Origin of the sequence: Rathayibacter sp. AY1C4, assembly GCF_002932195.1 — a bacterium.
GTDB lineage: Bacteria > Actinomycetota > Actinomycetes > Actinomycetales > Microbacteriaceae > Rathayibacter.
In genome coordinates this window covers 1-26,596 of sequence record NZ_PSWE01000039.1, presented here as the reverse complement: position 1 = coordinate 26,596, position 26,596 = coordinate 1, and the positions used below count along the sequence as shown (strand labels likewise).

Below are 26,596 nucleotides of genomic sequence, written 5' to 3'. Positions count from 1 at the left end.
GGGGTCTCGAGGGGCGGGCTGCGCCCGCTGCTCGAGCGTCGCCCCGTCCGGCCCCGCCCCCGGCTAGGCTGACCCCCGCAAGCAGAGGAGACCGCGGATGCCCGACCACGCGACGCGCGGCAACAACCTCGACCGCGTCCGGCGGCACAACCTCTCGGCGATCCTCCGCCTCGTGCACCGCGGCGGCCCCCGCTCCCGCTCGCAGCTGACCCGCCTGACCGGCCTCAACCGCTCCACGATCGCGGCGCTGGTCGGCGAGCTGGTGGAGCTCGGCATCGTGCGCGAGCGCGAGCCCGCCACGCCGAACCAGGTCGGCCGGCCGAGCCCCGTCGTCGAGGCCGATCCCGGAGTCGTCGCGCTCGCCGTGAACCCCGAGATCGACGCCGTCACGGTCGCCGTGGTCGGCGTCGACGCCGTCGTCCGCCGCCGCATCCGCCGCTCCGCCTCCGTCCCCACCGCCGAGGCCGCCGCCCGTCTGGCGGCCGAGGCGGTCGCCGAGCTGCTCGCCGAGCTGCCCGAGGAGACGCGGACCGTCGGCATCGGCGTCGCCGTGCCCGGACTCGTCCGCGACGCCGACGGCCTCGTCCGGGTCGGCCCGCACCTCGGCTGGGACGACGAGCCCTTCTCCCGCATGCTCGCGGACGCGACCGGCCTGCCCGTCCTCTCGGCGAACGACGCCAACCTCGGTGCACTCGCCGAGAGCGTCCTCGGCGCCGGCCGCGACGTCTCGCACCTCGTCTACCTCAACGGCGGCGCGAGCGGAGTGGGCGCCGGTGTCATCGTCGGCGGCGCGCCTCTGCACGGCATCGACGGCTACGCGGGGGAGATCGGCCACACCCTCGTCAACAGCGCGGGCATCGACTGCCACTGCGGCGCCGTCGGCTGCCTCGAGACCGAGGTCGGCCGCGCCGAGCTGCTCACCGTGCTCGGCCTCGACGAGAGCGAGCGGCTGGAGGAGGCGCTCGCCGCCTCCGAGGACCCGGCCGTCCGCGCCGAGGTCGAGCGCCAGCTCGGGCACCTCGCGGTCGCCCTGCGCAACGTGATCAACGTGTTCAACCCGCAGCTCGTGGTGCTGGGCGGCTTCCTCGGGGCGCTGATCGGAGTCGCGCCGGGGTTCCTGGAGGAGCGCCTGGGCCGCGGCGGCCCCTTCCGGGTCGCACTCGACTCCGTGCGCATCGTGCGGACCGAGCTCGGCGCCGATCTGCTCATGCTGGGCGCCGCCGAGCTCGCCTTCGAGCGCCTGCTCGCCGACCCGCTCGGCACTCCGCTCCACCCGGTCTGACCCGACGGCGGTCCGAGGGGTGGCGCCCCTGTCCGACACGTGATCGAATTGATTCGACCGAGCGGCGTGGAGCCGACGAGGTCCGCTCCCGCGCCGAGGACGACACCGGCCGCCCCCCTCCCTCCCTCCCACCCCGCTGCGCCCTGCGCAGGAAGGCACTCCGTGTCCACTCCCGCCTCGACTCCGACCGGCTCCCTCCCCGTGCACCGCCACCCGGGCGACGCCCTGACGGCCCGCCAGCGCCTCGTCTACGTGATCGTCCTCGGCTCGCTGACCGCCCTCGGGCCGTTCACGATCGACCTCTACCTGCCGGCGTTCCCCGCGCTGCAGAGCGAGCTGAACGTGTCGGAGGCGGCGGTCCAGCTGACTCTCACCGGCACGACCCTCGGCTTCGCGCTCGGCCAGCTGGTCGTGGGCCCCTGGAGCGACGCGGTCGGCCGGCGCCTGCCGATCCTCCTGGCCACCTCGCTGCACGTGCTGGCCTGCGTCGGCGCGGCGCTCGCCCCCGAGATCGTCACCCTCGGCGTCTTCCGCTTCCTGATGGGGGCCGGCGCGGCGGCGGGCGGCGTGGTCGCGATGGCGATGGTCCGCGACCTCTTCGGCGGCCGCCCGCTGGTGCGGATGCTGTCCCGGCTCGCCCTGGTGTCGGGCCTCGCGCCCGTGCTCGCGCCGGTCATCGGCTCGCAGCTGCTGCTGATCATGGACTGGCGCGGGATCTTCGTCTTCCTCGCCGCCTACGGCGTGCTGGTCGTCGCGGCCGTCGGCCTGCTCGTCGTCGAGACCCGGCCCCGCGCCGCCCGACACGAGCGCGAGCACCGCTCGCTCGTGCAGCGCTACCGGGCCGTCCTCAGCGACCGTGTGTTCCTCGGAGTGGCGGTGATCGGGGGCATGACGTTCGCCGGCCTGTTCACCTACCTCTCCAGCTCCTCGTTCCTGTTCCAGGGCCTCTACGGATTCGACGCGCAGCAGTACGGGCTGCTCTTCGCCGTGAACTCGCTCGGCGTCGTCCTCGGCGTGCAGGCGTCCTCCTACCTCAGCCGGAGGATCGGGCCGCAGTGGATCCTCGCGATCACGACGCTGACGCTGTTCACCTCCGCCGGCCTGATCGCCCTCTTCGACGTGCTCGGGCTGGGGCTCTGGGGCACGCTCGTCCCGCTGTGGTTCTTCATCGCGTCGTGCGGCTTCAGCTTCCCGTGCGTGCAGGTCCTCGGCCTGGTCAACCACGGCCGGGAGGCGGGGACGGCCGCGTCGCTGCTCGGAGCGGTCAACTTCGGCACCGCCGGACTGCTGTCGCCGATCTCAGGGGTCTTCGGCGCCGGCTCGGCCGTGCCGATGGCCCTGGTGATGATGGCGACGGCGACTGTGTCGATCCTGGCGCTCTGGCTGATCGTCCGGCCGAGGAGCGTCCCGGCGCTGCAGGACTGAGCGCTCGGCTCCGGGTCCCGGCGGTCCGGCACGCCCCGCGCCTGCGGCTCCTCCCGGGTGCTCCGGCCCTCGCTGGATCCGCTCCCGAGCGCCGCTGCTACAGTCCCCTCCCATGTCCTCCCGCGACTCCTCCGCCCTGCTCGCCGAGCTCTCCGACCCCGACCGCGACGTCCGCCTCCGTGCGGCGATGACCCTGGGCGAGCTCGCCGAGCCCGCCACCGCCGAGCCCCTCGCCGCGCACCTGTGGGAGGAGCCGGACTTCTTCGTCCGCGACGTGCTCACCTGGTCGCTCGGCCGCCTCGGCTCCGCCGCCGTCCCCGTCGCCCGCGAGGCGCTCGGCCGCGAGCCCCGAGTGCGCACGCAGGCGCTGCACGTGCTCAGCAAGATCCTCGACCCGGCGACGCTCGACGACATCGCCCCGCTGGCCGCCGACTCCGAGCCCGCCGTCGCCGCGAAGGCCCGCTTCGCGCTGGGCCGCCTCGGCGACGCGCGCGCGCTGCCGGTCCTGCTCGGCCTGCTCGGCGACGACGACGCGGAGGCGCAGAATGTGCTCACCGACGTCCTCGCCTCCTTCGGCGCCGCGGCCGTCCCCGGTCTGGAGCAGGCCCTCCGCGAGGGGTCCGCGCCGGTCCGGCGTCACGCCGCCGCCGCGCTCGGCTACCTGGGCGACGACGCGCGTCCTGCCGTCGACGCGCTGGACGGGGCCGCCGGCAGCGACGACTCCGCGCTCGCGGTCTCGGCCGTGATGGCGCTCGGCTCGATCACCGGTCCCGACGCGGCCGCCGCCCTCGAGCGGGCCTCCGCCTCGGACGACTCCCGCGTGAGCGCCGTCGCCGCGCGGCTCCTCTCGCGCTCCTCCGAGCCGACCCGGCTCGACGCCCTCCGCGCCGCCCGCCTGGCCCGCGCGGCCGGCTGAGGCGCGCCGCGAACCCCCGCGGGGGAAGGCCGGGGATCCGCAAGGCCGCTCGAACCCTGTCATGAACCCCGCCGCGCGGACGCCGGTCTTCCGATCGGTCGGCCGCGCCGCCCCGCAACCCCCAGCGGGGGAACGCCGGGTGACGGCATCATGTCCGAATGGATCATCGCGACGACCGCCTGTCGACCGAGCCCGGAACCGCGCGCCCCGACGCCGTCCAGCGCGCGCGGATGCGCGAGCAGGTGCCGTCCGACGACGTCGCCGCCCGGCTGCTGACGAAGGAGGCGGCCCACCGGGTCTCCCGCCGCTGGCCGCTGATCTCCGCGTCGCTCGCGATCCTGCTCACGGTGCTCCTCGCCGTGCTGATCGCCTTCCGCCCCACCTCGGCCTTCCGCTTCGACGTGGAGTGGATGGACGAGATCGTCGAGCACCGCTCGCCGGTCTGGGACATCCCGGCCCTCGTCATGAACACGGTCGGAGCGGGGCTCGTCGGGACGACGCTCATCCCGCTCGGCATCGTCGCCGTGCTGCTGGTGTTCCGCAGGCGGTGGGCCGCGCTCTACTACGCGATCGCCGCGCTGGTCAGCGTGGGCGCCACCCAGCTCGTCAAGGAGCTGGTGGGACGCGCCCGCCCGGCCGACATGCTCGTCACCAGCGACTACGGCTCCTTCCCGTCCGGCCACACCGCCAACGCGGCGACGACGGCGATGGTGCTGGCCCTGGTGTTCCCGCTGCTGTGGGTCTGGATCGCGGGCTTCCTCTACACCGTGGCGATGATGGCGAGCCGCACCTACCTCGGCGCCCACTGGCTGAGCGACACCGTCGGCGGCCTGCTGCTCGGGATCGGCGTGGCGCTCGTGGTCTGGGCTCCGCTCGCCGGCCGCCTGCGCACCGAGGCCGAGCTCCCGCACCCGCCGATCTGGATCCGCCGCACCACCTGACCGGCGCAGTTCTCTTCGCGCGAGGGCTTCGAGACCCTCAGTATCGGCGCCCGAGGAGCGCGGAGGCTCGCCGATCAGCCGAAGGCGGCGAGGGAGTCGAGCTCGTTGAAGGTGTAGACGTGCAGGCCCGCGAGGCGGTCGCCCGCCGCCGCTTCCAGGCGCGCGACGAACGCGGACGGGTCGAAGCGGCGTCCGCGGAGGAGCCCGCCGGCCACCGAGGTGCTCCGCTTCAGGAAGCCGAGCGAGGAGCCCACTCCGATCCGCGCGCCCAGCGTCAGCAGCCGCGAGCGCTCGACCGGCCCCGGCACGCCCGCCCACAGATCGGCCGTGATCCCCGTCTCGCGGAGCCGATCGGCGTAGCGGACCACCGCGTCCACGTCGAAGCACATCTGCGTGACGATCGAGCGGATGAACGGAGCGCGCTCGCGCAGGTGCCGTTCGATGCTCTCGTCGGAGAGGTGCGGGTGGCCCTCGGGGTAGCCTGCGATGTCCAGGGCCAGCCCGGGTGAGATCTCGCGGGCGTCGCGGATGAGCTCGAGGCTCGTGGAGTAGGTGCCGGCCGCCGAGGACGCGTCGCCCGAGATCACGAACGCCTCGTCGATCCCCGCCTCGCCCATCCGGCCGAGGACCCGCTCGAGTGCGGCGCGGCCCTCGACGTTCCGCGCCGCCAGGTGGGGTACCACGCGGAACCCGCGCCCGGCCAGGGCGACCGCGCAGTCCACGGTCCGCCCGGTCCCGTGCTTCGGCAGGCTGGTCACGGTCAGCGTCACCGCGGAGGGGTCCGGGAACTCCCGCGCGGCGCGCTCGCCGATGTCGTCGGCCGGGATGATCTCGAAGCGCGCGCGGGTCATCGGCCCAGCCTGCCACGCGGAGACGGCGCGGCGCGGGTGGTGCCCGCAGCCGCACGAGTGTCGGAGGGGCGCCCTAGCCTGGAGCCGATCGCCGCCCGGTGGTCGCGGAAGGAGTCGCGTGTACCTGGAGTCCGGCCGCGTGGTCACGAGCCCCACCGACCTGTCCAATTGGGCGGCCTGCGAGTGGGCCGTCCTCCGCCGGTTCGACGCCCTGCTGGGCCGCGCCCCGCGCCTCGAGGCCGAGAGGGACGGGATGCTCGAGCGCACCGCGGTGCTCGGCGACGAGCACGAGCACCGCTTCCTCGCCGAGCTGAAGCGCACGCACGAGGTGCTCGAGTTCGAGCGCCCCGAGCCCGCCGGCTACCCCGCGGCGGCCGAGGCGGCCGTCGAGGCGATGCGCGCCGGGGTCGACGTGCTCTACCAGGCCACCTTCTTCGACGGCGAATTCCTGGGCTTCTCGGACTTCCTCCTCCGCACCGCCGACGGCGCCTACGAGGTCTACGACACCAAGCTCGCCCGGCACGCGAAGATCCCGGCGCTGCTGCAGCTCGCCGCCTACGCCGAGCAGATGCAGGCGCGCGGCATCCGCGTGGGGGAGCAGGTGCACCTCGTGCTCGGCGACGGCTCCGTCACCAGCCACGAGCTGGCCGTCGTCGCCCCGGTCCAGCGGGTGCAGCGCGCCCGGCTCCGCGTCGTGCTCGACGAGCGCCTCGCCGCCGACGAGCCGCTGGAGTGGGGCGATCCGCGCTACCCCTCCTGCGGACGCTGCTCCGTCTGCGCGCCCGAGGTCCAGGCGCACCGCGATCCGATCCTCGTCGCCGGGATGCGGCTCGACCAGCGGGCGAAGCTCGGGGCGGCCGGCGTGCTCACCCTCGACGCGCTCGCCGAGCACGACGGCCCCGTCCCCGGGCTGAGCGCGGGCACGCTCGAGGGCCTGCGCGCCCAGGCGCGGCTGCAGGTGCGGTCGGAGTCCTCGCCGGTGCCGGCCGTCGAGGTGATCGACGCCTCCGTGCTCGCCGGGCTGCCCGCCCCCGATCCGGGGGACCTCTTCTTCGACTTCGAGGGCGACCCGCTCTACACCGAGGACAACCGCGAGTGGGGCCTCGACTACCTCTTCGGCATGGTCGACGACCAGGAGCGCTTCACCGCGCTCTGGGCGCACGACCTCGCGGCCGAGCGCCGGGCGCTCCTCGACTTCCTCGCGCTCCTGCGGGCGCGCAGGGCCGAGCACCCCCGGATGCACGTCTACCACTACGCCTCCTACGAGCGCAGCCACCTGCTCTCGCTCGCGCTCCGCCACGGGGTCGGCGAGGAGGAGGTCGACGCGCTCCTGCGCGACGGCGTCCTGGTCGACCTGTACCCGGTGGTGCGGCGGGCGCTCCGCGTGGGCTCGCGCAGCTACTCGCTCAAGAAGCTGGAGCCGCTCTACATGGGCGAGGAGGAGCGGGACGCGTCCGGCGTCACGAACGCCGCCGACAGCATCGAGATGTACGTGGAGGCGCGCGCCGCACAGAGGGCCGATCCTGCCGAGGGGCAGCGCGGGCTCGACCTCGTCGCCGAGTACAACGCCTACGACTGCCGCTCCACGCTCCGCCTGCGCGACTGGCTCCTGGAGCTCGCTCCGCCGCGCGAGGAGCTGCCGCCGCTGCTCGAGGTCGAGATCCCCGTGCCCCGCGAGCCGCACCCGGTCGCGGTCGCACTGCTGGCGCAGGTCGAGGGGATCGAGCCGCGCGAGCGCACGGCCGACCAGACCGCGCTCGCCCTCGCCGGCGCGGCGATCGACTACCACCGCCGCGAGGCCAAGACCTTCTGGCAGGAGCACTTCGACCGCCTCCGGCAGCCGCTGGACGAGTGGGCGGACACCCGCGACGTCGTGATGATCGACCGGGTCGAGGTCGTCCGCGACTGGGCGAAGCTCCCGCGCGCCCGCACGCAGTCGCGCGAGCTGCGGATCCTCGGCCGGCTCGCTCCCGGCAGCCGGCTCGGCACCGGCTCGTCGCCGTACCTGGTCTACGAGGCCCCGGCGCCCCCTGGTGCGCCCTCGCCCGGTCCCGGTCTGCGCGGCGCCTCCGAGCGCTCCGAGATCCTCGCGGTCGACGACGACGGGGAGCGGATCGTCCTGCTCCTCAAGGAGGGCCTGAAGGCGGGGGAGGATCCGCACGACGACGCTCCGGTCGCCCTCGCCCCCGCGCCGCCGCCGCGCGCCGCGCCCCAGCCCGAGGCGATCGCGGAGTGGGGCGGCGAGGTCCTCGACGCGCTGCCCGCGATGCTGGCCGACCCGGCGCTCGACGTCCTCCGCCGCGTGCCGCCGGGAGCCGTCGCTCCTGTGCAGGGCGACGACGTGATCGGCGCGGTCGTCACCACTCTGCTCGGACTCGACCGGGCGACCCTCGCCGTGCAGGGTCCGCCCGGCACCGGCAAGACCTACGTCGGCTCCCACGTGATCGCCCGGCTGGTGAACGAGCACGGCTGGCGCATCGGCGTGGTCGGCCAGTCGCACTCGGTGGTCGAGAACGTGCTGAGCGCCGTCGTCGGCCGCGGCGTCGATCCCTCCAGGGTGGCGAAGGTGCCCAAGAACGGCACGCCGCCCGAGGCGCTCGAGGCGGCGCCCTGGGCGCCGGTGAAGAACGCGGCGGCACTCACCGCGATCCTCGAGGAGGGCGGCGGCTGCGTCATCGGCGGCACCGCCTGGACCTTCGCGAACCCGGTCACCGTGCCGCGCCGCTCGCTCGACCTCCTGGTGGTCGACGAGGCCGGGCAGTTCTCGCTCGCCCCGACGATCGCGTCGGCCGTCTCCGCTCAGCGCCTGCTCCTGCTCGGCGACCCGCAGCAGCTGCCCCAGGTGAGCCAGGGCGCGCACCCGGAGCCGGTCGACGAGTCGGCGCTCGGCTGGCTCGCCGACGGGCACGACGTCCTCCCGCCCGAGTACGGCTACTTCCTCGCGCAGACCCACCGGATGCACCCGGCGCTCTCCGACGCCGTCTCCGAGCTCTCCTACGAGGGCGCGCTGCGGTCGCGGGCGCCGCAGGTGCGCCACCTGAAGGGGGTCGAGCCGGGCGTGCACTCCGTCCCGGTCGAGCACGCAGGCGACACCACCTCCTCGCCGGACGAGGCGAGGCGCGTCGTCGAGATCGCCCTCTCCCTCGTCGGCCGCACCTGGTTCGACGAGCACGGCGAGCGGACGCTGACCGCGGCCGACGTCATCGTCGTCGCGCCCTACAACGCCCAGGGCGGGCTCCTCCGCGCCGCCCTCGACGCCGCGGGCCTCGAGGAGACGCCGGTCGGCACGGTCGACCTCTTCCAGGGCAGGGAGGCGGTGGTCGCCATCGTGTCGCTCGCCGCGTCCTCCGGGGCCGACGTCCCGCGCGGGATGGAGTTCCTCCTCCTGCCCAACCGCCTGAACGTCGCGGTCTCGCGCGCGAAGTGGGCGGCGTACCTGGTGCACTCGCCGGCGCTCGCCGCCTCGCTCCCGACCTCGCTGACCGGCCTCGGGCACCTCTCCGGCTTCCTCCGCCTGCTCGAGCGGGGGGAGCGGGCCGCCCTGTGACGGATCCGGTGGCCGGAAGGCGCGCTCCGCTCCGATTCCGTCGGTGCTCGGCATGGTGGACGACGCGATCCGTCGCTACGGTGTCCCCATGAGAATCCTCCTGGTCGGCGCCGGCGGCGTCGGCGACGCCTTCGCGAAGATCGCCGCGCGCCGCTCCTTCTTCGAGCAGATCATCGTCTGCGACTACGACCTCGCCCGGGCCGAGCGCACGGTCGCGTGGATCGCGGAGCGGCACGGTGCCGACGACCGCTTCGTCGCCGCGCGGATCGACGCCTCCGACGCCGAGAACGTCGAGACCGTCGCCCGCGCGCACGGGGCGACCCACGTGATGAACGCTGTCGAGCCGCGCTTCGTCCCGACGATCTTCGCCGGAGCGCTCGCCGCCGAGGCCGACTACCTCGACATGGCGATGAGCCTCTCGCTCCCGCACCCCGAGCAGCCCCACGAGCTGACGGGGCTCAAGCTCGGCGACGAGCAGTTCGCCGCGGCGGAGGAGTGGTCCTCCCGCGGCCGCCTCGCCCTGGTGGGCATGGGCGTGGAGCCGGGACTCTCCGACGTCTTCGCCCGCTACGCCTCCGACCACCTCTTCGACGAGATCGACGAGCTCGGAGTGCGCGACGGCGCGAACCTCGTCGTGCACGACGCGGACGGCCGCGAGATCTTCGCTCCGTCCTTCTCCATCTGGACCACGATCGAGGAGTGCCTGAACCCGCCGGTGGTGTTCGAGCGCGACCGCGGCTGGTACACCACCGCTCCCTTCTCGGAGCCGGAGGTGTTCGAGTTCCCCGAGGGCATCGGCCCGGTCGAGTGCGTGAATGTCGAGCACGAGGAGGTGCTGCTGATGCCGCGCTGGCTCGACGCGAAGAAGGTCACCTTCAAGTACGGCCTCGGCGAGCAGTTCATCGGCGTCCTGCGCACCCTCCACCTCCTCGGCCTGGACAGCACCGAGCCCCTGCGGGTCCGCTCGGCCGGCGGTCCCGTCGAGGTCTCGCCGCGCGACGTCGTCGCCGCCGCCCTGCCCGACCCCGCCGGCATCGGCCCGCGGATGACCGGCAGGACCTGCGCCGGCCTCTTCGTCTCCGGCACGAAGGACGGCGCCCACCGCGAGGTGTACCTCTACCACGTGAGCGACAACGAGTGGACGATGGCCGAGTACGGCACCCAGTGCGTGGTCTGGCAGACGGCGCTCAACCCGGTGGTCGCGCTCGAGCTCCTCGCGACCGGCGTGTGGACCGGCGCCGGAGTGCTCGGGCCGGAGGCGTTCAGCGCCGACCCGTTCCTCGAGCTGATGGCCCGCCCCGAGGCCGACGGCGGGTACGGACAGTCCTGGCACGTCCGCGAGGACTGATCGGCGCCGCCGACCTAGGCTGAGCCCATGAGTGACGACGACGGGCTCGCCTCGGCGAGGGACGAGGCGCGCGCAGCCCTGGAGGCCGCCCGCCGATTGCAGGCGGAGGCCGCCGAGGCCCTGGCGCGAGCGGAGGCGGCGGCCGCGGCGCTGAACGCGGCGGCCGGCCCGGAGGAGGCGGAGGCCGTCGCGGACGACGTGCGGCTGGTGGCGGCGTCGGGGAGCGGAGCGGAGCAGTCCGCTGCTCCCGTTGCTCCGGACGCCGCTCCCCGAGAGCGCCGTCGACGCCGTGCGCGCCGGGTACGCGTTCACCGGCCCGGCCCTCGAGCTCGGTGCCCTCGTCAACGGCGACGCGCGGATCGACGTGCCCGTCCGCATCCCGCTCGGCATGCTCAACCGGCACGGCCTCGTCGTCGGCGCGACCGGCACCGGCAAGACGAAGACGCTGCAGGTCCTCGCCGAGCAGCTCTCGGCCCACGGCGTCCCCGTCTTCGCTGCGGACATCAAGGGCGACCTCTCCGGCCTCGCCACTCCGGGCACCGCGACCGACGCGCTGCTCGCCCGCACCCGCGGCATCGGCCAGGACTGGCGGGCGGAGGCGGCCCCCGCCGAGTACTTCGCGCTCGGCGGCATCGGCACCGGCGTCCCCGTCCGCGCCACCGTGACGGGATTCGGCGCGCTGCTGCTCGCGAAGGTGCTCGGCCTCAACCACACGCAGGAGTCGAGCCTCGGTCTCGTCTTCCATTACGCCGAGAGCGCCGGTCTCCCGCTCGTCGACCTGTCCGACCTCCGCGCCGTGCTCACCTACCTCGTCGGCGACGAGGGCAAGGCGGAGCTCGCCGAGCTCGGCGGGCTGTCCAAGGCGACCGCCGGCGTGATCCTCCGCGAGCTGATCGCGTTCGCCGACCAGGGCGCCGACGTGTTCTTCGGCGAGCCCGAGATCGACACGGCCGAGTTCCTCCGCCTCGCCGCCGACGGGCGCGGCGTCGTCAGCCTCCTCGAGGTCCCCGGAGTCGCCGACCGACCGGCTCTGTTCTCCACCTTCCTGATGTGGCTGCTCGCCGACCTCTTCAACGACCTGCCGGAGGTCGGCGACCTCGACAAGCCGAAGCTGGTGTTCTTCTTCGACGAGGCGCACCTGCTCTTCCGCGACGCGTCGAAGGACTTCCTCGCCGCGATCACCCAGACCGTGCGCCTCATCCGCTCCAAGGGCGTCGGCATCGTCTTCGTCACGCAGACCCCGAAGGACGTGCCCGGCGACGTCCTCGCCCAGCTCGGCTCCCGCGTGCAGCACCAGCTCCGCGCGCACACGCCGGACGACGCCAAGGCCCTCCGCGCCACCGTCTCGACCTACCCCGAGAGCGACTACGACCTCGGTGAGGTCCTCCAGGCGCTCCCCATCGGCGAGGCGATCGTGACGGTCATGAACGAGCGCGGCGCCCCGACCCCGGTCGCCTGGACGCGTCTCCGCGCCCCGCTCGGCTCGATGAAGCCCACCCCCGAGGCCGACCGCGAGGCGAGCGTCCAGAGGTCCCCGCTCCTCGCGCGCTACGGCACGCCCCTCGACCGCGACTCCGCCCGCGAGATCCTCACCCGCCGGCTCGACGCCGCCGCCGACGCCGAGGAGGCCCGCGCCGCCGCCGAGCAGCAGGCCGCCGACGACGCCCGCCGCGCCAAGGAGGATGCGCGTCGCGCCAAGGAGGAGACCGCGGACGCCGCCCGCCGCGCGAAGGAGCGGGCCGCCGCCGAGCGCGCCGCCGACCAGGCCGCCGAGCGCTCCCGACGGCGCACGGCACCGACCTCCCGCGGGACCCGCAGCGCCCGCCGCGACAAGACGGTCGTCGAGGAGGTGCTGGGCTCGAGCGCCGGCAGGACGCTGCTGCGCGAGGTGGTCCGCGGGATCTTCGGGACCGCCCGACGGCGTTGACGCGACCCGGGCCGCTCGGGGAGACGAGGCGCTAACGGGAGCGTGTTAGCGTCGGTAGCATGAGTGAGAGCGGGACGACGCGGGAGCGGATCCTCCGAGCGACGGTCGAGCTGCTGGCGGACGGCGGGCGGGACGCGGTGTCGACGCGGGCGATCAGCGCGGCGGCGGGGGTGCAGGCCCCTACGATCTACCGGACGTTCGGCGACCTGCGCGGGCTGCTCGACTCGGCCGCGGCAGCCGGATTCGCCACGGCCCTCGCCGACTTCGAGCGGAGCGAGGCGCCGGCCGACCCGGTCGACGCGCTCCGTGCCGCCTGGGATCACCACGTCGCCTTCGGACTCGCCGAACCGCACCTCTACGCGCTGATGTTCACCGCGCGGCCGGGGGAGGAGTCGGAGGCGGCGCGCCTGTCCCGCGGCGTCCTCCTCGACGCGGTCCGGGCCGTCGCCGAAGCCGGCCGCCTCACCGTCGACGTCGAGCGGGCCTCCCGCCTGCTCCAGTCGGCCGCGCTCGGCTGCACCCTCACGCTGACCGCCCTCGCCGACCCCGACGACGAGCTCTCGTCCCGCTCGCGCGAGTCCGTCCTCGCGGCGATCACCACGGCGGAGGCGGGCCCCACCGATCCCGCCGCCCGTGCGGTCGTCGCGCACGCCGTCGCCCTGCGGACGGCGCTGCCGCAGATCGAGCCCCTCAGCGCGGGGGAGCGGCTCCTGCTCGACGAATGGCTCGAGCGCATCGCCGACTGACGGCCGGCGTCGCCGGAGGGTCCGTATCGCCGCCCTGTCGTCCGCGTCGTCGTAATACGGATGGCGACGGGCACGATTCGGGACCGGCACCTACGGTCGGACCATGTCGCGATCCATAGCCGAACTCTTCTTCCGCCCCGTCTGCGCCGCCTGCTCGGCCCCGCTCGTCGCCCGTCGTGGCGCTTTCTGCTCCGACTCCTGCGCGCGGACGAACCACCTCTACGGCTGATCTCCCGCGATCGGCGCGAGGTCGTCGGCTACGGCTGCGTGTGCGCCGGCGGCGCGAACCCGGCGTTGCGTGAGCGCCGCTCCGATGGACGCCTGCACCGGTCGACCGGGCCTCGACGATCGCCCGCACCGGTTAAACAAAACGGTGCCCGTGCTGGCGAGAGCAACGGACACCGTTCGCGGAGGATGGGGGATTCGAACCCCCGAGGGCTTTCACCCAACACGCTTTCCAAGCGTGCGCCATAGGCCACTAGGCGAATCCTCCTGGCACGACCTGAGCCGCGACTCATCGATACTAGCCGGTGTCGGAGCCTTCCGCTGACCACGACCCCGACACGCCCCGCTCTCCTCGGCCGCCGTCGTCGGTTAGACTGTCACCCGGCTCCCCGCGTGGCGCCATCCAGGCCAACTCCCCCAGGGCGGAAACGCAGCAAGGGTAACCGGGCTCTGGCGGGTGCGCGGGGGGTCTTCTTCCGTTAACCGGCCCGCCTGCTCCGCCGATGGACCGCCGCACAGCCGCTACGAGGCCCTACCGACTGCGGACGCTCCTCCACAGCCGGGCGCCATGCACGCCCTCGCATCCCTGGCCTCTACTCAGCCAGGCGGAGGGACCCCCTCGGTAGGCTGGATCCGATGGTTCAGAGCATCTACATCTCGTCCGCCGAAGGTCATTCGGGCAAGTCCACGGTCGCCCTCGGCGTCCTCGATGCGCTCAGCAGCCAGGTGCAGCGGGTCGGCGTCTTCCGCCCGATCGCCCGCTCCACCTCCGAGCCGGACTACGTGCTCGAGATGCTGCTCGGCCACTCCGACTCGGGCCTCGCCTACGAGGACTGCATCGGCGTCACCTACGAGGACGTCCACGCCGACGGCGAGGCGGCGCTCTCGCGGATCGTCGAGCGCTACAAGGGCGTCGAGGCCCGGTGCGACGCCGTCGTCATCCTCGGCTCCGACTACACGGACGTCGGCAGCCCCACCGAGCTCGGCTACAACGCCCGCATCGCCGCCAACCTCGGTGCCCCGGTCCTGCTCGTCCTCACCGGCCGGGACTCGTCCCGCAGCGAGCAGCTGGGCCAGGCTCCCGCGCGCACGCCGGAGGAGATGCGCCAGATCACGGAGCTCGCCTCGGTCGAGCTGCGCACGGCCCACGCGAGCCTCATCGGAGTGATCGCGAACCGCGCCGATCCCGACACCGCCGCCGACGCCGTCGCCGCGATCCGCGAGAGCATCCCCGCCACCGTCCCGGTCTGGGCGATCCGCGAGGATCCGTTCCTCGTCGCTCCGAGCCTGTCCCGCCTGGTCGAGGCGGTCGACGGCGTCGTCGTCGCGGGCGATCCGGAGCTGCTCGGCCGCGAGGCGCTCGGCGTGGTGATCGCCGGCATGTCCATGGTGAACGTCCTGCCGCGGCTCACCGAGGGCGGCGTCGTGATCGTCCCCGGCGACCGGCCCGAGGTCGTCCTCGCCGTGATCATGGCGTACGCCTCCGGCACGTTCCCCACCGTCACCGGCATCATCCTCAACGGCGGCTTCGAGCTGCCGGAGCCGATCGTCCGGCTGATCGAGGGCGTCGACAGCCGCGTGCCGATCGTGATGACCGAGCTCGGCACCTACGACACCGCCGTCCGCGTCACTGCGGCCCGCGGCCGCCTGGCGGCCGACTCCCCGCGCAAGCGCGACACCTCCCTCGCCCTCTTCCAGGAGGCGGTCGACGCGGTCGAGCTGCTCACCCTCCTCGACGTCGGCCGGTCCGAGGTCGTCACGCCGCTGATGTTCGAGTACGGGCTGATCGAGCGCGCGCGCATCGCCGACCGCCACATCGTCCTGCCCGAGGGCGGCGACGACCGGATCCTCCGCGCCGCCGCGACCGTGCTCAAGCGCGGCATCGCCCGGCTCACGATCCTCGGCGAGGAGGCCGAGATCCGCGCCCGTGCGGCGGGCCTCGGCCTCGACCTCGACGGCGCGCGCGTGCTGAGCACCCTCGACCCCGAGCACCGCGCGCGCTTCGCCGAGGAGTACGCCCGCATCCGCGCGCACAAGGGCATCACCTACGACCACGCCTACGACACCGTCACGGACGTCTCCTACTTCGGCACGATGATGGTGCAGCTCGGCCTGGCCGACGGGATGGTCTCGGGAGCCGCGCACACGACCGCGCACACCATCCGCCCCGGCTTCGAGATCATCAAGACGAGCCCGGGCGTCTCCGTCGTCTCGAGCGTGTTCCTGATGGCGCTCGCCGACCGCGTGCTGGTCTACGGCGACTGCGCGGTGAACCCCGACCCCACCGAGGCGCAGCTCGCCGACATCGCGATCTCGTCCGCCGAGACCGCCCAGCAGTTCGGGATCGACCCCCGCATCGCGATGCTTTCCTACTCCACCGGCGAGAGCGGAGCCGGCGCCGACGTCGAGAAGGTCCGCGCGGCGACGGCTCTGGTGCGCGAGCGCCGGCCCGACCTGCTCGTCGAGGGCCCGATCCAGTACGACGCGGCGGCCGACGCGGCGGTCGCGGCCTCGAAGATGCCCGGCTCCCAGGTCGCCGGGCGCGCGACGGTGTTCATCTTCCCCGACCTCAACACGGGCAACAACACCTACAAGGCCGTGCAGCGCTCGGCCGGCGCCGTCGCCATCGGACCGGTCCTCCAGGGTCTGCGCAAGCCGGTCAACGACCTCTCGCGCGGCGCGCTCGTGCAGGACATCGTCAACACCGTCGCGATCACGGCCATCCAGGCCGCCACCCAGGCCATCGTCCCGCCCACCGCGGCCATCCCCGTGGTGCGCTAGCGGCGACCCCGCCGCCGCCCCTCCCGACCCCGATCACCCCAGGAGTCCCCTCATGTCCGTCGTCCTCGTCGTCAACAGCGGATCGTCGTCGTTCAAGTACCAGCTCATCGAGATGACCACCGAGGAGACGCTCGCCAGCGGCCTCGTCGAGCGGATCGGCGAGGACACCGGCCGCACGAAGCACACCCGCGACGGGGAGTCGTTCGAGATCGAGGGGCCGATCCCCGACCACACCGCCGGCTTCGACGCGATGATCCGCGCGTTCGGCGAGCACGGCCCGAGCCTCGACGAGTTCCCTCCCGTCGCCGTGGGCCACCGCGTCGTGCACGGCGGCAAGCGCTTCTTCGAGCCCACCGTCGTCACCGACCTGGTCAAGATCAACATCGAGGACCTCGCCGACCTCGCCCCGCTGCACAACCCGGCCAACCTCGAGGGCATCGAGGCGGCGCAGAAGGCCTTCCCGGACGTCCCGCACGTCGCCGTCTTCGACACCGCCTTCCACCACACGATCCCGGCCGAGGCGTCGACCTACGCGCTGCCCGCCGAGCTCGCCGAGAAGCACCGCGTCCGCCGCTACGGCTTCCACGGCACCTCGCACAAGTTCGTCTCGGAGGCCGCCGCCGCCTACCTCGGCCGCCGCCGCTCCGACCTGAAGACGATCGTCCTGCACCTGGGCAACGGAGCGTCCGCCTGCGCCGTCGACGGCGGCGTCTCCGTCGAGACCTCGATGGGCATGACCCCGCTCGAGGGCCTGGTGATGGGCACCCGCTCCGGCGACCTCGACCCGGCCGTCGTCTTCCACCTGGCCCGCAAGGCGGGCCTCTCGATCGACGAGCTCGACACCCTCCTCAACCGCCGAAGCGGCCTCCTCGGCCTCACGGGTCGCGGCGACATGCGCGACGTCCAGGAGGCGGCCGAGGCCGGCGACGAGCAGGCCCGCGCCGGGCTCGAGGTATACTACCACCGCCTCCGCCACTACATCGGGGCCTTCTACGCCCAGCTGGGCCGCGTCGACGCCGTGGTGTTCACGGCGGGAGTCGGCGAGAACGTCGCCGCCGTCCGCGCCGGCGCCCTCCGCGGCCTCGAGGGCCTGGGCATCGAGCTCGACCCCGAGCGCAACACGTCCTCCGACCGCGGCGCCCGCCGCATCTCCACCGACGACTCCCGCGTCGCCGTCCTCGTCATCCCCACGAACGAGGAGCTGGAGATCGCCCGGCAGAGCTTGTCGGTCGTGTAGCGGCGGAGCCGTGACACGACTCGCGGTCGGCTTCCGGGGGTGGTGGCTCCCGTGGAGCGGGTCCTGTCGGGCTGCCCTGAATCGCTCGCACGCGGCGGTGCTCGCTCGTCGTGCAGCGGTGGCCCGCTGCACGACCGCGGTCGGCTTCTCGTGGGCCTGCGTTGCGCAGAGCGGGTCTTGTCGGGCTGCCCTGAATCGCTCGCACGCGATTCCGGGTCGCGGCCCTCTGCCGAACACGCGGCGACCCTCGCTGGTCGAGTAGCCGCGGGACGCGGCGTGGCGAGAGCCACCGAGTACGAGGGGGATCTCGATGCGCCCGCTGTGCGGGCTGCTCCATCGGCAGGAGCCGGCTGAGGAGCCCCGGCTCAGGGCAGCAGGCGCGCGTCGCCCGCGTAGAGGTTGAAGCCGGAGCCGCGGCTGAAGCCGATCAGGGTGAGGCCGGAGTCGCGAGCCAGGTCCACCGCCAGCGACGACGGGGCACCGACCGCGGCGAGCAGGGGGATGCCGGCCATCACGGCCTTCTGCACCAGCTCGAACGAGGCGCGCCCCGACACCTGCAGCAGCGTCCCCCGCAATGGCAGCCGCCCCTCCCGGAGCCCCCAGCCGACCACCTTGTCCACGGCGTTGTGCCGCCCGACGTCCTCCCGGAGCACCAGCAGCGAGCCGTCCGCGTCGAACAGCCCGGCCGCGTGGACGCCGCCCGTCCGCTCGAACACCGCCTGCGCCTCGCGGAGCCGATCGGGGAGCGAGACCAGCAGCTCCCGCTCGACCCGCAGGTCGTCCTCCGCGACGCTCCACGCCGAGTCGGTGGCGACCGCCTCGAGTGACGCGAGCCCGCACACTCCGCACGAGCTCGTCGTGTACACCGACCGCTCGCGCTCGAGCAGCACGGCCTCCCGCCCGCCGCGAACGCTCGCGTCGACCACGTTGTACGTGTTCTCGCCCGGCCCGGAGCCGCTCGCGCAGTAGCGCATCGCCGCCAGCTGCTCCGACTCTGTGAGCACCCCCTCGGACACCAGGAATCCCGCGACCAGGTCGAAGTCGTCGCCGGGCGTGCGCATGGTCACGCTGAAGCGCCGTCCGCCGACGCGGATCTCGAGCGGCTCCTCGACGGCCAGGACGTCCTCGCGACGGCGGGGCGGATCGTCGGCGCGGACGGCGGTCAGGCGGGTGCGGGCGACACTGCGGCTCATGGGTCTCCTCAGGCGGTGGAGGTCATCCTCCCACCGGGAACCGGGAGCGATGCCGGGGTGCGGACGTACGATGCAGGAATGGTCGATGACGCCGAGCCCCGCGAGAGTCCGATCGACGAGAGCCGCCTCTCCGTCCGGTCGCCGAAGAGACGCGCCGTCGGGATCCCCGGCGTCGCCCACGCCCTCGAGATCTCGCTCAAGCAGATGGGCCCGGTGCGCAGCGCCGAGACGCTCCTGCGGGTGAACCAGAAGACCGGATTCGACTGCCCGGGCTGCGCCTGGCCGGAGGGCGACAAGCGCCACGTCGCCGAGTTCTGCGAGAACGGAGCGAAGGCGGTCGCCGAGGAGGCCACGCTCCGCACCGTCACATCGGCCTTCTTCGCCGCGCACCCCGTCGCGGAGCTGGAGGAGTGGGACGACTTCGCGCTCGGCCAGCAGGGCCGGCTGACGGAGCCGATGCTGCTCGAGGAGGGCGCCACGCACTACCGGCCGGTGGGCTGGGATGAGGCGCTCGACCTCGTGGCTGAGGAGCTGCGGGCCTGCGCGAGCCCCGACGAGGCGATCTTCTACACGTCCGGCCGGACCTCGAACGAGTCGGCCTTCGTCTACCAGCTGATGGTCCGCGGCTTCGGCACGAACAACCTGCCCGACTGCTCGAACATGTGCCACGAGTCCAGCGGATCCGCCCTCACTGAGACGATCGGGATCGGCAAGGGCTCGGTGAGCCTGCGCGACGTGGAGCGGGCACCGCTGATCATCGTCGCCGGCCAGAACCCCGGAACGAACCACCCGCGGATGCTGACCGCGCTGGAGCGCGCCAAGCGCGCCGGCGGCACCATCGTGGCCGTGAATCCGCTGCCGGAGGCGGGGCTGCTCCGCTTCCAGAACCCGCAGACCGTCCGCGGCACCCTGGGCGACGGCACGGCCCTCGCCGACCACTTCCTCCAGGTCCGGCTGGGCGGCGACCAGGCCCTGTTCCAGGGTCTGGGCAAGGCGCTGCTCGAGGCGGAGGAGGCGCGCGGCGACGTCTTCGACCACGCCTTCATCCGCGAGAGCACCGGCGGCCTCGCCGAGTACCTCCACGGGCTGCGGGAGGTCCAGTGGGACGAGATCGAGCGGGCGAGCGGGATCGACGAGACGCGCATCCGCACCGTCGCCGAGCTGATCGCGGCGTCCGAGGGCACCGTCGTCTGCTGGGCGATGGGCCTCACGCAGCACGCGCACTCGGTCGCGACGCTCAAGGACGTCGTCAACGTGCTCCTGCTCACCGGCAACATCGGCAAGCCCGGCGCGGGCGTCTGCCCGGTGCGCGGCCACTCGAACGTGCAGGGCGACCGCACGATGGGCATCTTCGAGCGGATGCCGGACTCCTTCCACGACGCGCTCGACCGCGAGTTCTCCTTCTCCTCCCCGCGCGTGCACGGGACGGACACGGTCGCCGCGATCCGGGCGATGCGCGACGGGAAGGCCCGCGTGTTCATGGGGCTCGGCGGCAACTTCGCCCGGGCGACGCCCGACAGCGGAGTGACGGAGGCGGCGATGCGCTCGCTCGCCCTCACCGTCCACGTCTCGACCAAGCTCAACCGCTCGCACGTGGTCACCGGCCGGCGCGCGCTGATCCTGCCCACCCTCGGCCGCACCGACTCCGACGTGCAGCGCTCGGGCGAGCAGCGGGTCACGGTCGAGGACTCGATGAGCGCCGTGCACGCCTCCCGGGGCCGCCTGCGCCCGCCGAGCCCGGGCCTGCGCTCGGAGGTGGCGATCCTCACGGGGATCGCGGAGCGGCTGCTCGAGGGCCGCGAGAACGTCCCCCGGGTCGACTGGGCGGGACTGCGCGACGACTACCGCCGCATCCGCTCGCACATCGCCAACGTCGTCCCCGGTTTCGACGGCTTCGAGGCCCGGATCGACGTGCCCGGCGGCTTCGTCCTCCCGCACCCGCCGCGCGACTCGCGCCGCTTCGACACCCCCTCCGGCCTGGCCCGCTTCACCGCGAATCCGCTCGAGTACCCGCGGGTTCCGGAGGGCAGGCTGCTGCTGCAGACGCTGCGCTCGCACGACCAGTTCAACACCACGATCTACGGCAAGGACGACCGCTACCGCGGGATCCACGACGGCCGCCGGGTGGTGTTCGTCCACGCCGACGACGTCGCCGAGCTGGGCTTCGCGGACGGCGCGATGGTCGACCTGGTCTCGGAGTGGCCCGACGGCGTCGAGCGGCGGGCGGAGGCGTTCCGCGTCGTGGCGTACGACACGCCCCGCGGCTGCGCGGCCGCCTACTACCCCGAGACGAACGTCCTCGTACCGCTGGACTCGACCGCGAAGATCAGCAACACGCCGACCTCGAAGTCGGTCGTGATCCGCCTCGAACCGGCGGCGTAGGCCTCACCAGGGCAGCGGCAGCAGGCGCACCGAGTCGCCCGCTGCCGCTCCCGGTGCGGGCACGACGGCCACGGCCTCCGAGGCGGCGAGACCGGTGAGCATGTGCGAGCGGATGCCGGCGGAGGCCCGCCAGCCGTCCTCGCCGGAGGAGACGGGCACGAGCACCGTGGTCCCCGCGCGCCCGAGCGGCTCGGCGAGGACGCCCCGGCCGAGAGGTCGGGCAGCGGCGCCCGACGCCGCGTCGAGGGCCGGCGGCAGGAAGGAGAGCGCCGCGAGCAGGGCGGCGAGCGGATTGCCCGGCAGCGCGATCACCAGCGTCCCGCCCGGCAGCAGCGCAGCCATGGTCGGGTGGCCGGGGCGCATGCCGACGCCGTCGACGAGGACGCGCGCGCCCACCGCATCGAGGGCGCGACGGACCGCGTCCACCCGGGAGCGCCCGGTCCCGCCCGTCGTGAGGAGGATCGGCGCCGTGCCCGCCAGCAGCGTCCGTGCGATCGCCTCCTCGTCGTCGCCGCGGCGCACGATCTCTCCCACGGCTCCGCCCGAGAGCTCGACCAGCGCGGGCAGCAGCGGCGTGAACGCGTCGCGCACCCGTCCGGCGGGCGGCATCCCCTCGGTGTCGACCTCGTCCCCCGTGAGGAGCAGGTCGACCGCGGCGGGCGGGCGGACGTCGAGCGCGTCGATCCCGGCGACTGCGAGCAGGGCGAGGTGCGCGGGAGTGAGGCGGGTCCGGGCATCGACCAGCACGGCTCCGCGGGCGGCCTCGTCGCCCGCGCACCGGACGTGGCGGCCGGGCGGGAGGGGCGCCCGCGCCGTGAGCAGGTCGTCGCGGACCGCGCCCTGCTCGGACGGCAGCACCGCGTCGCTCCAGTCGGGCACGGCGGCTCCGGTGACGATCGGCGCGGCGGTGCCGTCCTCGAGCGGCCAGGGCCCGGGTCCGCGCACGGCCCAGCCGTCCATGGCCGAGGAGTCGTAGTGGGGGAGCGGCCGGGCGGCGGTGACGGCGCGGTCGAGGACGGCTCCGCGGGCGTCGAGGAGGGGGACTGTCGAGACGCCGGAGCGCGCCACCGCTTCGCCGACGATCCGCCTGGCCTCGTCCCAGTCGGTCGCCTCGTGCCCGTGTGCGCTCATCCCGTCCATTCTCCCGGGGCTCGGGGCGGGCCCTGGGCAGGACCCGCCCCGTCGGTCATCCCAGGTAGCCGTTCGGATTCAGCACGAACTTCTTCGCGGCGCCCTTGTCGAAGTCGGCGTAGCCGCGGGGAGCGTCGTCCAGGCTGATCGCGGTGGCCTGGACCGCGTCGGCGATGTGGACCCGGTCGTGCAGGATCGCCATCATCAGCTGCCGGTTGTACTTCATGACCGGGCACTGGCCCGTGGTGAAGGACAGCGACTTCGCCCAGCCGAGCCCGAGGCGGATCGACAGCGAGCCCTCCTGGGCCGCCTCGTCGACTCCGCCCGGGTCGCCTGTGACGTAGAGGCCCGGGATGCCGAGGGCGCCGCCCGCCGCGGTGATCGACATCAGCGAGTTCAGCACCGTCGCCGGCGCCTCCTTCCCCGAGTCGGCGCCGTTGCCGTGCGCCTCGAAGCCGACGGCGTCCACTCCGCAGTCGACCTCGGGCACGCCGAGGATCTGCTCGATCTGGCCGGCCGGATCGCCCTTCGAGACGTCGACCGTCTCGCAGCCGAAGGAGCGCGCCTGCGCCAGACGCTCCTCGTTGAGGTCCGCGACGATCACGACGGCCGCTCCGAGCAGCTGCGCTCCGACCGCCGCGGCGAGTCCGACCGGTCCCGCTCCTGCGACGTAGACCGTGGAGCCGACGCCGACCCCGGCGGTCACCGCGCCGTGGAAGCCCGTCGGGAAGATGTCCGAGAGCATCGTCAGGTCGAGGATCTTCTCGAGCGCCTGATCGCGGTCCGGGAACACCAGGAGGTTCCAGTCGGCGTAGGGGACCATCACGTACTCGGCCTGCCCGCCGACCCAGCCGCCCATGTCGACGTAGCCGTACGCGCTGCCCGGGCGGTCCGGATTCACGTTGAGGCAGATGCCGGTCTTGCGCTCCTTGCAGTTGCGGCAGCGGCCGCAGGCGATGTTGAACGGCACGGACACGATGTCGCCGACCTTGACGAACTCGACGTCGGGGCCGACCTCCACGACCTCGCCGGTGATCTCGTGGCCGAGCACGAGGTCCGACGGAGCGGTGGTGCGGCCGCGGACCATGTGCTGGTCCGAGCCGCAGATGTTGGTGGAGACGGTGCGGAGGATGGCGCCGTGCGGCAGCTTCCGCCCGATGTTCGCCGGATTGACGCCGGGTCCGTCCTTCAGCTCGAAGGTGGGGTAGTCGATGTCGATGACCTCGACGACTCCGGGGGACTTGTAGGCGACGGCTCTGTTGCCTGACATGCGGGGCTCCTTCAGATGGACGACCGCGGCGCAGTCGGCCGCGGGAGTCCTGCGCCGCTCTCGGTCCGAGCCGCGGCACCGGGACTCGGGGGAACCGTACGGCGTCGGCCTGGTGCCGGATCGAGGCCGGTGGAGTAGCGTCTCAGGAGGCATGCGTACGCTCGTCCACCGCCCGGTGCGAGGCCGTGAGCGCCGCGTCGAGCGCGTCCCGGCCGCCCCCGGCCAGGCCCGCCGCGTAGCCCGCGAGGAACGTGGTCAGCGGAGCCGCCGGCCGGACCACTCCGTGCGCCGCGCGACCGGCGAGGGCGAGCAGGGCGTCCGGGTCCACCGGGACCTCGTTGAGGCCGAGCGCGGAGCACAGCTCGGCCCACCAGCCGGCGAGCACCTCCTCCGTGGGGCGGGCGCCGTCGGAGGCGGAGGGGCGGGGGCCGGTCGTGTCGTCCATCCGCTCAGTCTGCGCCGCACGGGCCCGGCAGGTCGATCCCGTGCCGGTGCGCGTCGGCGGGCGCGTCGACGTCGTCGGTCGTCCCTCCGGGCACCGTCACGAGCCGCGGGGGAAGGTCCCGGAGGAGGGCGCGCACCGAGGAGCCGTCGGGATCGCCGAGCGCGGTGAGCGCTTCGACGAGGGTCGCTCGCCGGTGCACGCCGAGGAGCTGCTGGGCTCGGCCGCTCGCGTCGACGGCCAGGAGGGAGGCCTCGACGGCGTTCGACGCGACCTCGAGCAGGGTGTGCACGGCGGGAGCGGGGGCGACGAGATCGGCGGCGAGCACGACGACCCAGCCCGGAGCGCCCGGGCGGTCGAGCAGGGGCAGCGCGGCGGCCAGGCCCGCGACCGGGCCGCCGAACGGCGGATCCTCCTGGACGAGCTCGGCGCCGTCGACGGCCGGTGCGAGCGACGACGGTCCGGCCACGACCCTCCGCTCGGCTCCGCGCACGGCTGCTAGGGCGGTGCCGAGGAGCGTCGACTCGCGGTGCCGGAGGAGCGGCTTGACCGCGCCGCCGAGGCGGGAGGCGCGTCCGCCGGCGAGCACGACCGCGTCGAAGCGGGGGAGCGGAGGCGGTGGGAGCACGGGACCGAGGCTACGCGCGCTCCGGTCTCCGCCGTCCCGGCTCCGGTGTCGGAGGTCGCGGCTACTGTTGACGGGTGGTAGCAGCCCTGTATCGCCGGTACCGGCCCGAGACGTTCGCCGAGATGATCGGCCAGTCCCAGGTGACGGATCCGCTCATGACGGCGCTCCGCACCAACCGCGTCAACCACGCCTACCTCTTCAGCGGCCCCCGCGGCTGCGGCAAGACCACCTCGGCGCGCATCCTCGCCCGCTGCCTCAACTGCGCGACGGGCCCGACCGACACCCCCTGCGGCGTCTGCGACAGCTGCGTCGAGCTCAGCCGCGAGGGCCAGGGCTCGCTCGACGTGGTCGAGATCGACGCGGCGAGCCACAACGGAGTCGACGACGCGCGCGATCTGCGCGAGCGCGCCATCTTCGCCCCGGCGCGCGACCGCTTCAAGATCTTCATCCTCGACGAGGCGCACATGGTCACGCCGCAGGGCTTCAACGCGCTGCTCAAGATCGTGGAGGAGCCGCCGGAGCACGTGAAGTTCATCTTCGCGACCACAGAGCCGGACAAGGTCATCGGCACGATCCGCTCGCGCACGCACCACTACCCGTTCCGGCTCGTCCCGCCGGCGCAGATGCTCGACTACACGCAGGAGCTCTGCGAGCGCGAGGGCGTGCACGTGGCGGCCGGCGTGCTGCCGCTCGTGGTCCGCGCGGGCGGCGGGTCCGTCCGCGACACGCTCTCCCTGCTCGACCAGCTGATGGCCGGCTCCGAGGCCGAGACCGTCGAGTACGAGCGGGCCGTCGCCCTCCTCGGCTACACCCACGGCGCCCTGCTCGACGAGGTGGTCGACGCGCTCGCCGAGCACGACTCCGCCGAGGCGTTCGGAGCGGTCGACCGCGTCATCCAGACGGGGCAGGACCCGCGCCGCTTCGTCGAGGACCTGCTCGAGAAGCTCCGCGACCTGATCGTCGTCGCGGCGACCGGGGGAGCGGCCTCGGCCGTGCTCCGCGGCGTCTCGCAGGACGAGCTCGACCGCATGGCCGGCCAGTCGCGCGCGCTCGGCCTGGCCGAGCTCTCGCGCATCGCCGACGTGGTCAACGAGGCCCTCACCGAGATGACCGGTGCGACCTCGCCGCGCCTGCACCTCGAGCTGATGATCGCCCGCACCCTGGTGCACGGCACCGGCGCCGGCATCGCGCCCGCTGCGGCCCAGGAGGAGCGCCCGCGGCACGTGGCCGCGCCGCGCGAGTCCGCGGCGCCCGCCCCGCGGTCGTCCGAGGCGTCGCGCGCGTCCGAGCCGTCCCGTGCGCCCGAGACCCACCACGCCTCGCACGCCGCCGCTCCCGGCTCGGTGCCCGAGTCCATCGCGGCCGCTCCGCGCACCGAGGCGCCGGTGACGGCGTCCGCACCGGTCGCTGCGCCGCCGGTGACGGCGCCCGACGAGACGGCGGCCGCCCCGGAGGCGGACGAGTCCGCGCCGGCCGAGTCAGGACGCCCCCGCGCGACGACCGCCGCGGCGGCTCGTCCGGAGCCGGTCGAGCAGGAGCCGTCGGATCAGGCCGCTGCGTCCACTGAGGCGGCCGCCGCCTCCGCGGCCGCCGCCTCCGCACCCGCTGCGGCCGCGGGCGACGCACCCGCCGACGGCGCGGTCACCCTCCAGCGGATGAAGGACACCTGGCCCGAGATCCTCGAGGTCGTGCAGAAGGCGAAGATGACCGCCTGGCTGGTGGCCTACACCGCCCAGGTGCGCGCCCTCAAGGACGACGTGCTGACCCTCTCGTTCCCGAGCCAGAACGACGTCGAGTCGTTCAAGATGCCGGGAACCGCGGGGCAGCCCGGAGTCAGCGAGTACCTGCGTCAGGCGATCCAGCAGGTCCTCGGCCTGCGGGTGAAGTACATCGCCCGCGTCGAGCCTCGCGCAGCCGCCCCGGAGGCCGAACGCGCCGCCGTCGAGGCGACCGCCGCGCCCGCTCCGGCTGCGCCGATCCCGGCCGCGACCGGCTCCGACGGCTGGGCCACGGTGGCGATCCCCGCCGATCCGACCCCTGCGGCCGAGGCGGCTGCTCCCTCCGCTCCGGTGGAGGCCCCCGCCGCGGCCGCCGAGCCGGTGCGCGCCGCCCCCCTCGCCGCCGCTGAAGCCGCTCCCGCCGGCGACGAGCCCCCGTTCGACGAGGAGCCGCCGGAGGAGGACATGCCGCCGGTCGAGCCGCCGATGCCCGATTCCTGGGCGACCGTCGCACCTCCCGGCGAGCCCGCCGCCGCGCCCGACCCCGCCGCCCCGTCGCGGTCGACCTGCTCCTCACGGGGGACGAGGTCGACACCGAGGGGATGC

At 74.0% G+C, this 26,596-nt stretch carries 18 protein-coding genes, 1 tRNA gene, 1 other RNA gene and 1 pseudogene; 14 read left to right on the top strand and 7 right to left on the bottom strand.

The annotated features are described in order from the left end of the window. Positions 1-97: 97 nt before the first annotated feature. From C5C99_RS15250 to C5C99_RS15235, 4 genes are all read left to right on the top strand, one after another. Positions 98-1,282 carry an ROK family transcriptional regulator gene (locus tag C5C99_RS15250; RefSeq protein WP_104227455.1) on the top strand — a complete coding sequence of 395 codons (1,185 nt, stop codon included), beginning with the start codon at positions 98-100 and terminating at the stop codon, positions 1,280-1,282. Positions 1,283-1,444: 162 nt separating this feature from the next. Next, positions 1,445-2,707: a multidrug effflux MFS transporter gene (locus C5C99_RS15245; protein ID WP_104314786.1), complete on the top strand. Its 1,263-nt coding sequence runs from the start codon at positions 1,445-1,447 to the stop codon at positions 2,705-2,707. Between the two features lie 112 nt (positions 2,708-2,819). Continuing rightward, positions 2,820-3,623 (top strand): HEAT repeat domain-containing protein, encoded by an 804-nt coding sequence (locus tag C5C99_RS15240; protein WP_104319987.1) that lies wholly within the window; start codon positions 2,820-2,822, stop codon positions 3,621-3,623. Positions 3,624-3,781: 158 nt separating this feature from the next. Then, positions 3,782-4,564 (top strand): phosphatase PAP2 family protein, encoded by a 783-nt coding sequence (locus C5C99_RS15235; RefSeq protein ID WP_258062797.1) that lies wholly within the window; start codon positions 3,782-3,784, stop codon positions 4,562-4,564. Positions 4,565-4,638: 74 nt separating this feature from the next. Here C5C99_RS15235 and C5C99_RS15230 read toward each other — a convergent pair whose 3' ends face one another. Then, positions 4,639-5,415, bottom strand: a complete 777-nt coding sequence (locus C5C99_RS15230; RefSeq protein ID WP_104292981.1) for a methylenetetrahydrofolate reductase — start codon at positions 5,413-5,415, stop codon at positions 4,639-4,641. Between the two features lie 118 nt (positions 5,416-5,533). On the opposite strand from C5C99_RS15230, the gene C5C99_RS15225 reads away from it, so the two are divergent. The 5 genes and pseudogenes from C5C99_RS15225 to C5C99_RS17580 all read left to right on the top strand — a co-directional run bounded on the left by C5C99_RS15225 (position 5,534) and on the right by C5C99_RS17580 (position 13,212). Beyond that, positions 5,534-8,962, top strand: coding sequence for a bifunctional RecB family nuclease/DEAD/DEAH box helicase (locus C5C99_RS15225; RefSeq protein WP_104340334.1), 3,429 nt, complete (start codon positions 5,534-5,536; stop codon positions 8,960-8,962). Between the two features lie 88 nt (positions 8,963-9,050). Beyond that, positions 9,051-10,310 carry a saccharopine dehydrogenase family protein gene (locus C5C99_RS15220; protein ID WP_104234533.1) on the top strand — a complete coding sequence of 420 codons (1,260 nt, stop codon included), beginning with the start codon at positions 9,051-9,053 and terminating at the stop codon, positions 10,308-10,310. Positions 10,311-10,337: 27 nt separating this feature from the next. Continuing rightward, a pseudogene (locus C5C99_RS15215) lies at positions 10,338-12,237 on the top strand (helicase HerA-like domain-containing protein). Between the two features lie 59 nt (positions 12,238-12,296). Further along, positions 12,297-12,983, top strand: a complete 687-nt coding sequence (locus C5C99_RS15210) for a TetR/AcrR family transcriptional regulator (protein ID WP_104227474.1) — start codon at positions 12,297-12,299, stop codon at positions 12,981-12,983. A gap of 103 nt (positions 12,984-13,086) precedes the next feature. Beyond that, entirely contained in the window at positions 13,087-13,212 is a 126-nt protein-coding gene (locus C5C99_RS17580; protein WP_258060618.1) for a hypothetical protein, read from the top strand. A gap of 179 nt (positions 13,213-13,391) precedes the next feature. On the opposite strand, the gene C5C99_RS15205 is transcribed toward C5C99_RS17580, so the two are convergent. Continuing rightward, positions 13,392-13,476: transfer RNA gene (locus tag C5C99_RS15205), tRNA-Ser, on the bottom strand. 112 nt (positions 13,477-13,588) lie between these two features. Between C5C99_RS15205 and ffs the strand changes: the two genes are divergently transcribed. From ffs to C5C99_RS15190, 3 genes are all read left to right on the top strand, one after another. Beyond that, positions 13,589-13,685, top strand: an RNA gene (ffs, locus tag C5C99_RS15200) — signal recognition particle sRNA small type. Positions 13,686-13,844: 159 nt separating this feature from the next. Continuing rightward, positions 13,845-15,989: a phosphate acetyltransferase gene (gene pta / locus C5C99_RS15195; protein WP_104227473.1), complete on the top strand. Its 2,145-nt coding sequence runs from the start codon at positions 13,845-13,847 to the stop codon at positions 15,987-15,989. A gap of 52 nt (positions 15,990-16,041) precedes the next feature. Next, on the top strand, positions 16,042-17,226 hold the full coding sequence (locus C5C99_RS15190) for an acetate/propionate family kinase (protein WP_104227458.1): 1,185 nt from the start codon (positions 16,042-16,044) through the stop codon (positions 17,224-17,226). A gap of 365 nt (positions 17,227-17,591) precedes the next feature. Here C5C99_RS15190 and fdhD read toward each other — a convergent pair whose 3' ends face one another. Beyond that, on the bottom strand, positions 17,592-18,419 hold the full coding sequence (gene fdhD, locus C5C99_RS15185) for a formate dehydrogenase accessory sulfurtransferase FdhD (protein ID WP_104225120.1): 828 nt from the start codon (positions 18,417-18,419) through the stop codon (positions 17,592-17,594). Between the two features lie 78 nt (positions 18,420-18,497). Here fdhD and C5C99_RS15180 point away from each other — a divergent pair, with 78 nt between their 5' ends. Then, positions 18,498-20,801 carry an FdhF/YdeP family oxidoreductase gene (locus C5C99_RS15180; protein ID WP_104282199.1) on the top strand — a complete coding sequence of 768 codons (2,304 nt, stop codon included), beginning with the start codon at positions 18,498-18,500 and terminating at the stop codon, positions 20,799-20,801. Between the two features lie 3 nt (positions 20,802-20,804). Here C5C99_RS15180 and C5C99_RS15175 read toward each other — a convergent pair whose 3' ends face one another. From C5C99_RS15175 to C5C99_RS15160, 4 genes are all read right to left on the bottom strand, one after another. After that, positions 20,805-21,932 (bottom strand): molybdopterin molybdotransferase MoeA, encoded by a 1,128-nt coding sequence (locus C5C99_RS15175; protein WP_181074624.1) that lies wholly within the window; start codon positions 21,930-21,932, stop codon positions 20,805-20,807. 55 nt (positions 21,933-21,987) lie between these two features. Next, positions 21,988-23,202, bottom strand: coding sequence for a formaldehyde dehydrogenase, glutathione-independent (fdhA, locus tag C5C99_RS15170; protein ID WP_104225123.1), 1,215 nt, complete (start codon positions 23,200-23,202; stop codon positions 21,988-21,990). A 142-nt stretch (positions 23,203-23,344) separates the two neighbouring features. Next, positions 23,345-23,647, bottom strand: a complete 303-nt coding sequence (locus tag C5C99_RS15165; RefSeq protein ID WP_219813640.1) for a DUF6457 domain-containing protein — start codon at positions 23,645-23,647, stop codon at positions 23,345-23,347. Positions 23,648-23,651: 4 nt separating this feature from the next. Then, positions 23,652-24,272 (bottom strand): molybdenum cofactor guanylyltransferase, encoded by a 621-nt coding sequence (locus C5C99_RS15160; protein ID WP_258063715.1) that lies wholly within the window; start codon positions 24,270-24,272, stop codon positions 23,652-23,654. 74 nt (positions 24,273-24,346) lie between these two features. Between C5C99_RS15160 and C5C99_RS15155 the strand changes: the two genes are divergently transcribed. Further along, positions 24,347-26,596 (top strand): DNA polymerase III subunit gamma and tau (locus C5C99_RS15155; RefSeq protein WP_104340335.1); only part of this gene is annotated, 2,250 nt, incomplete at its 3' end.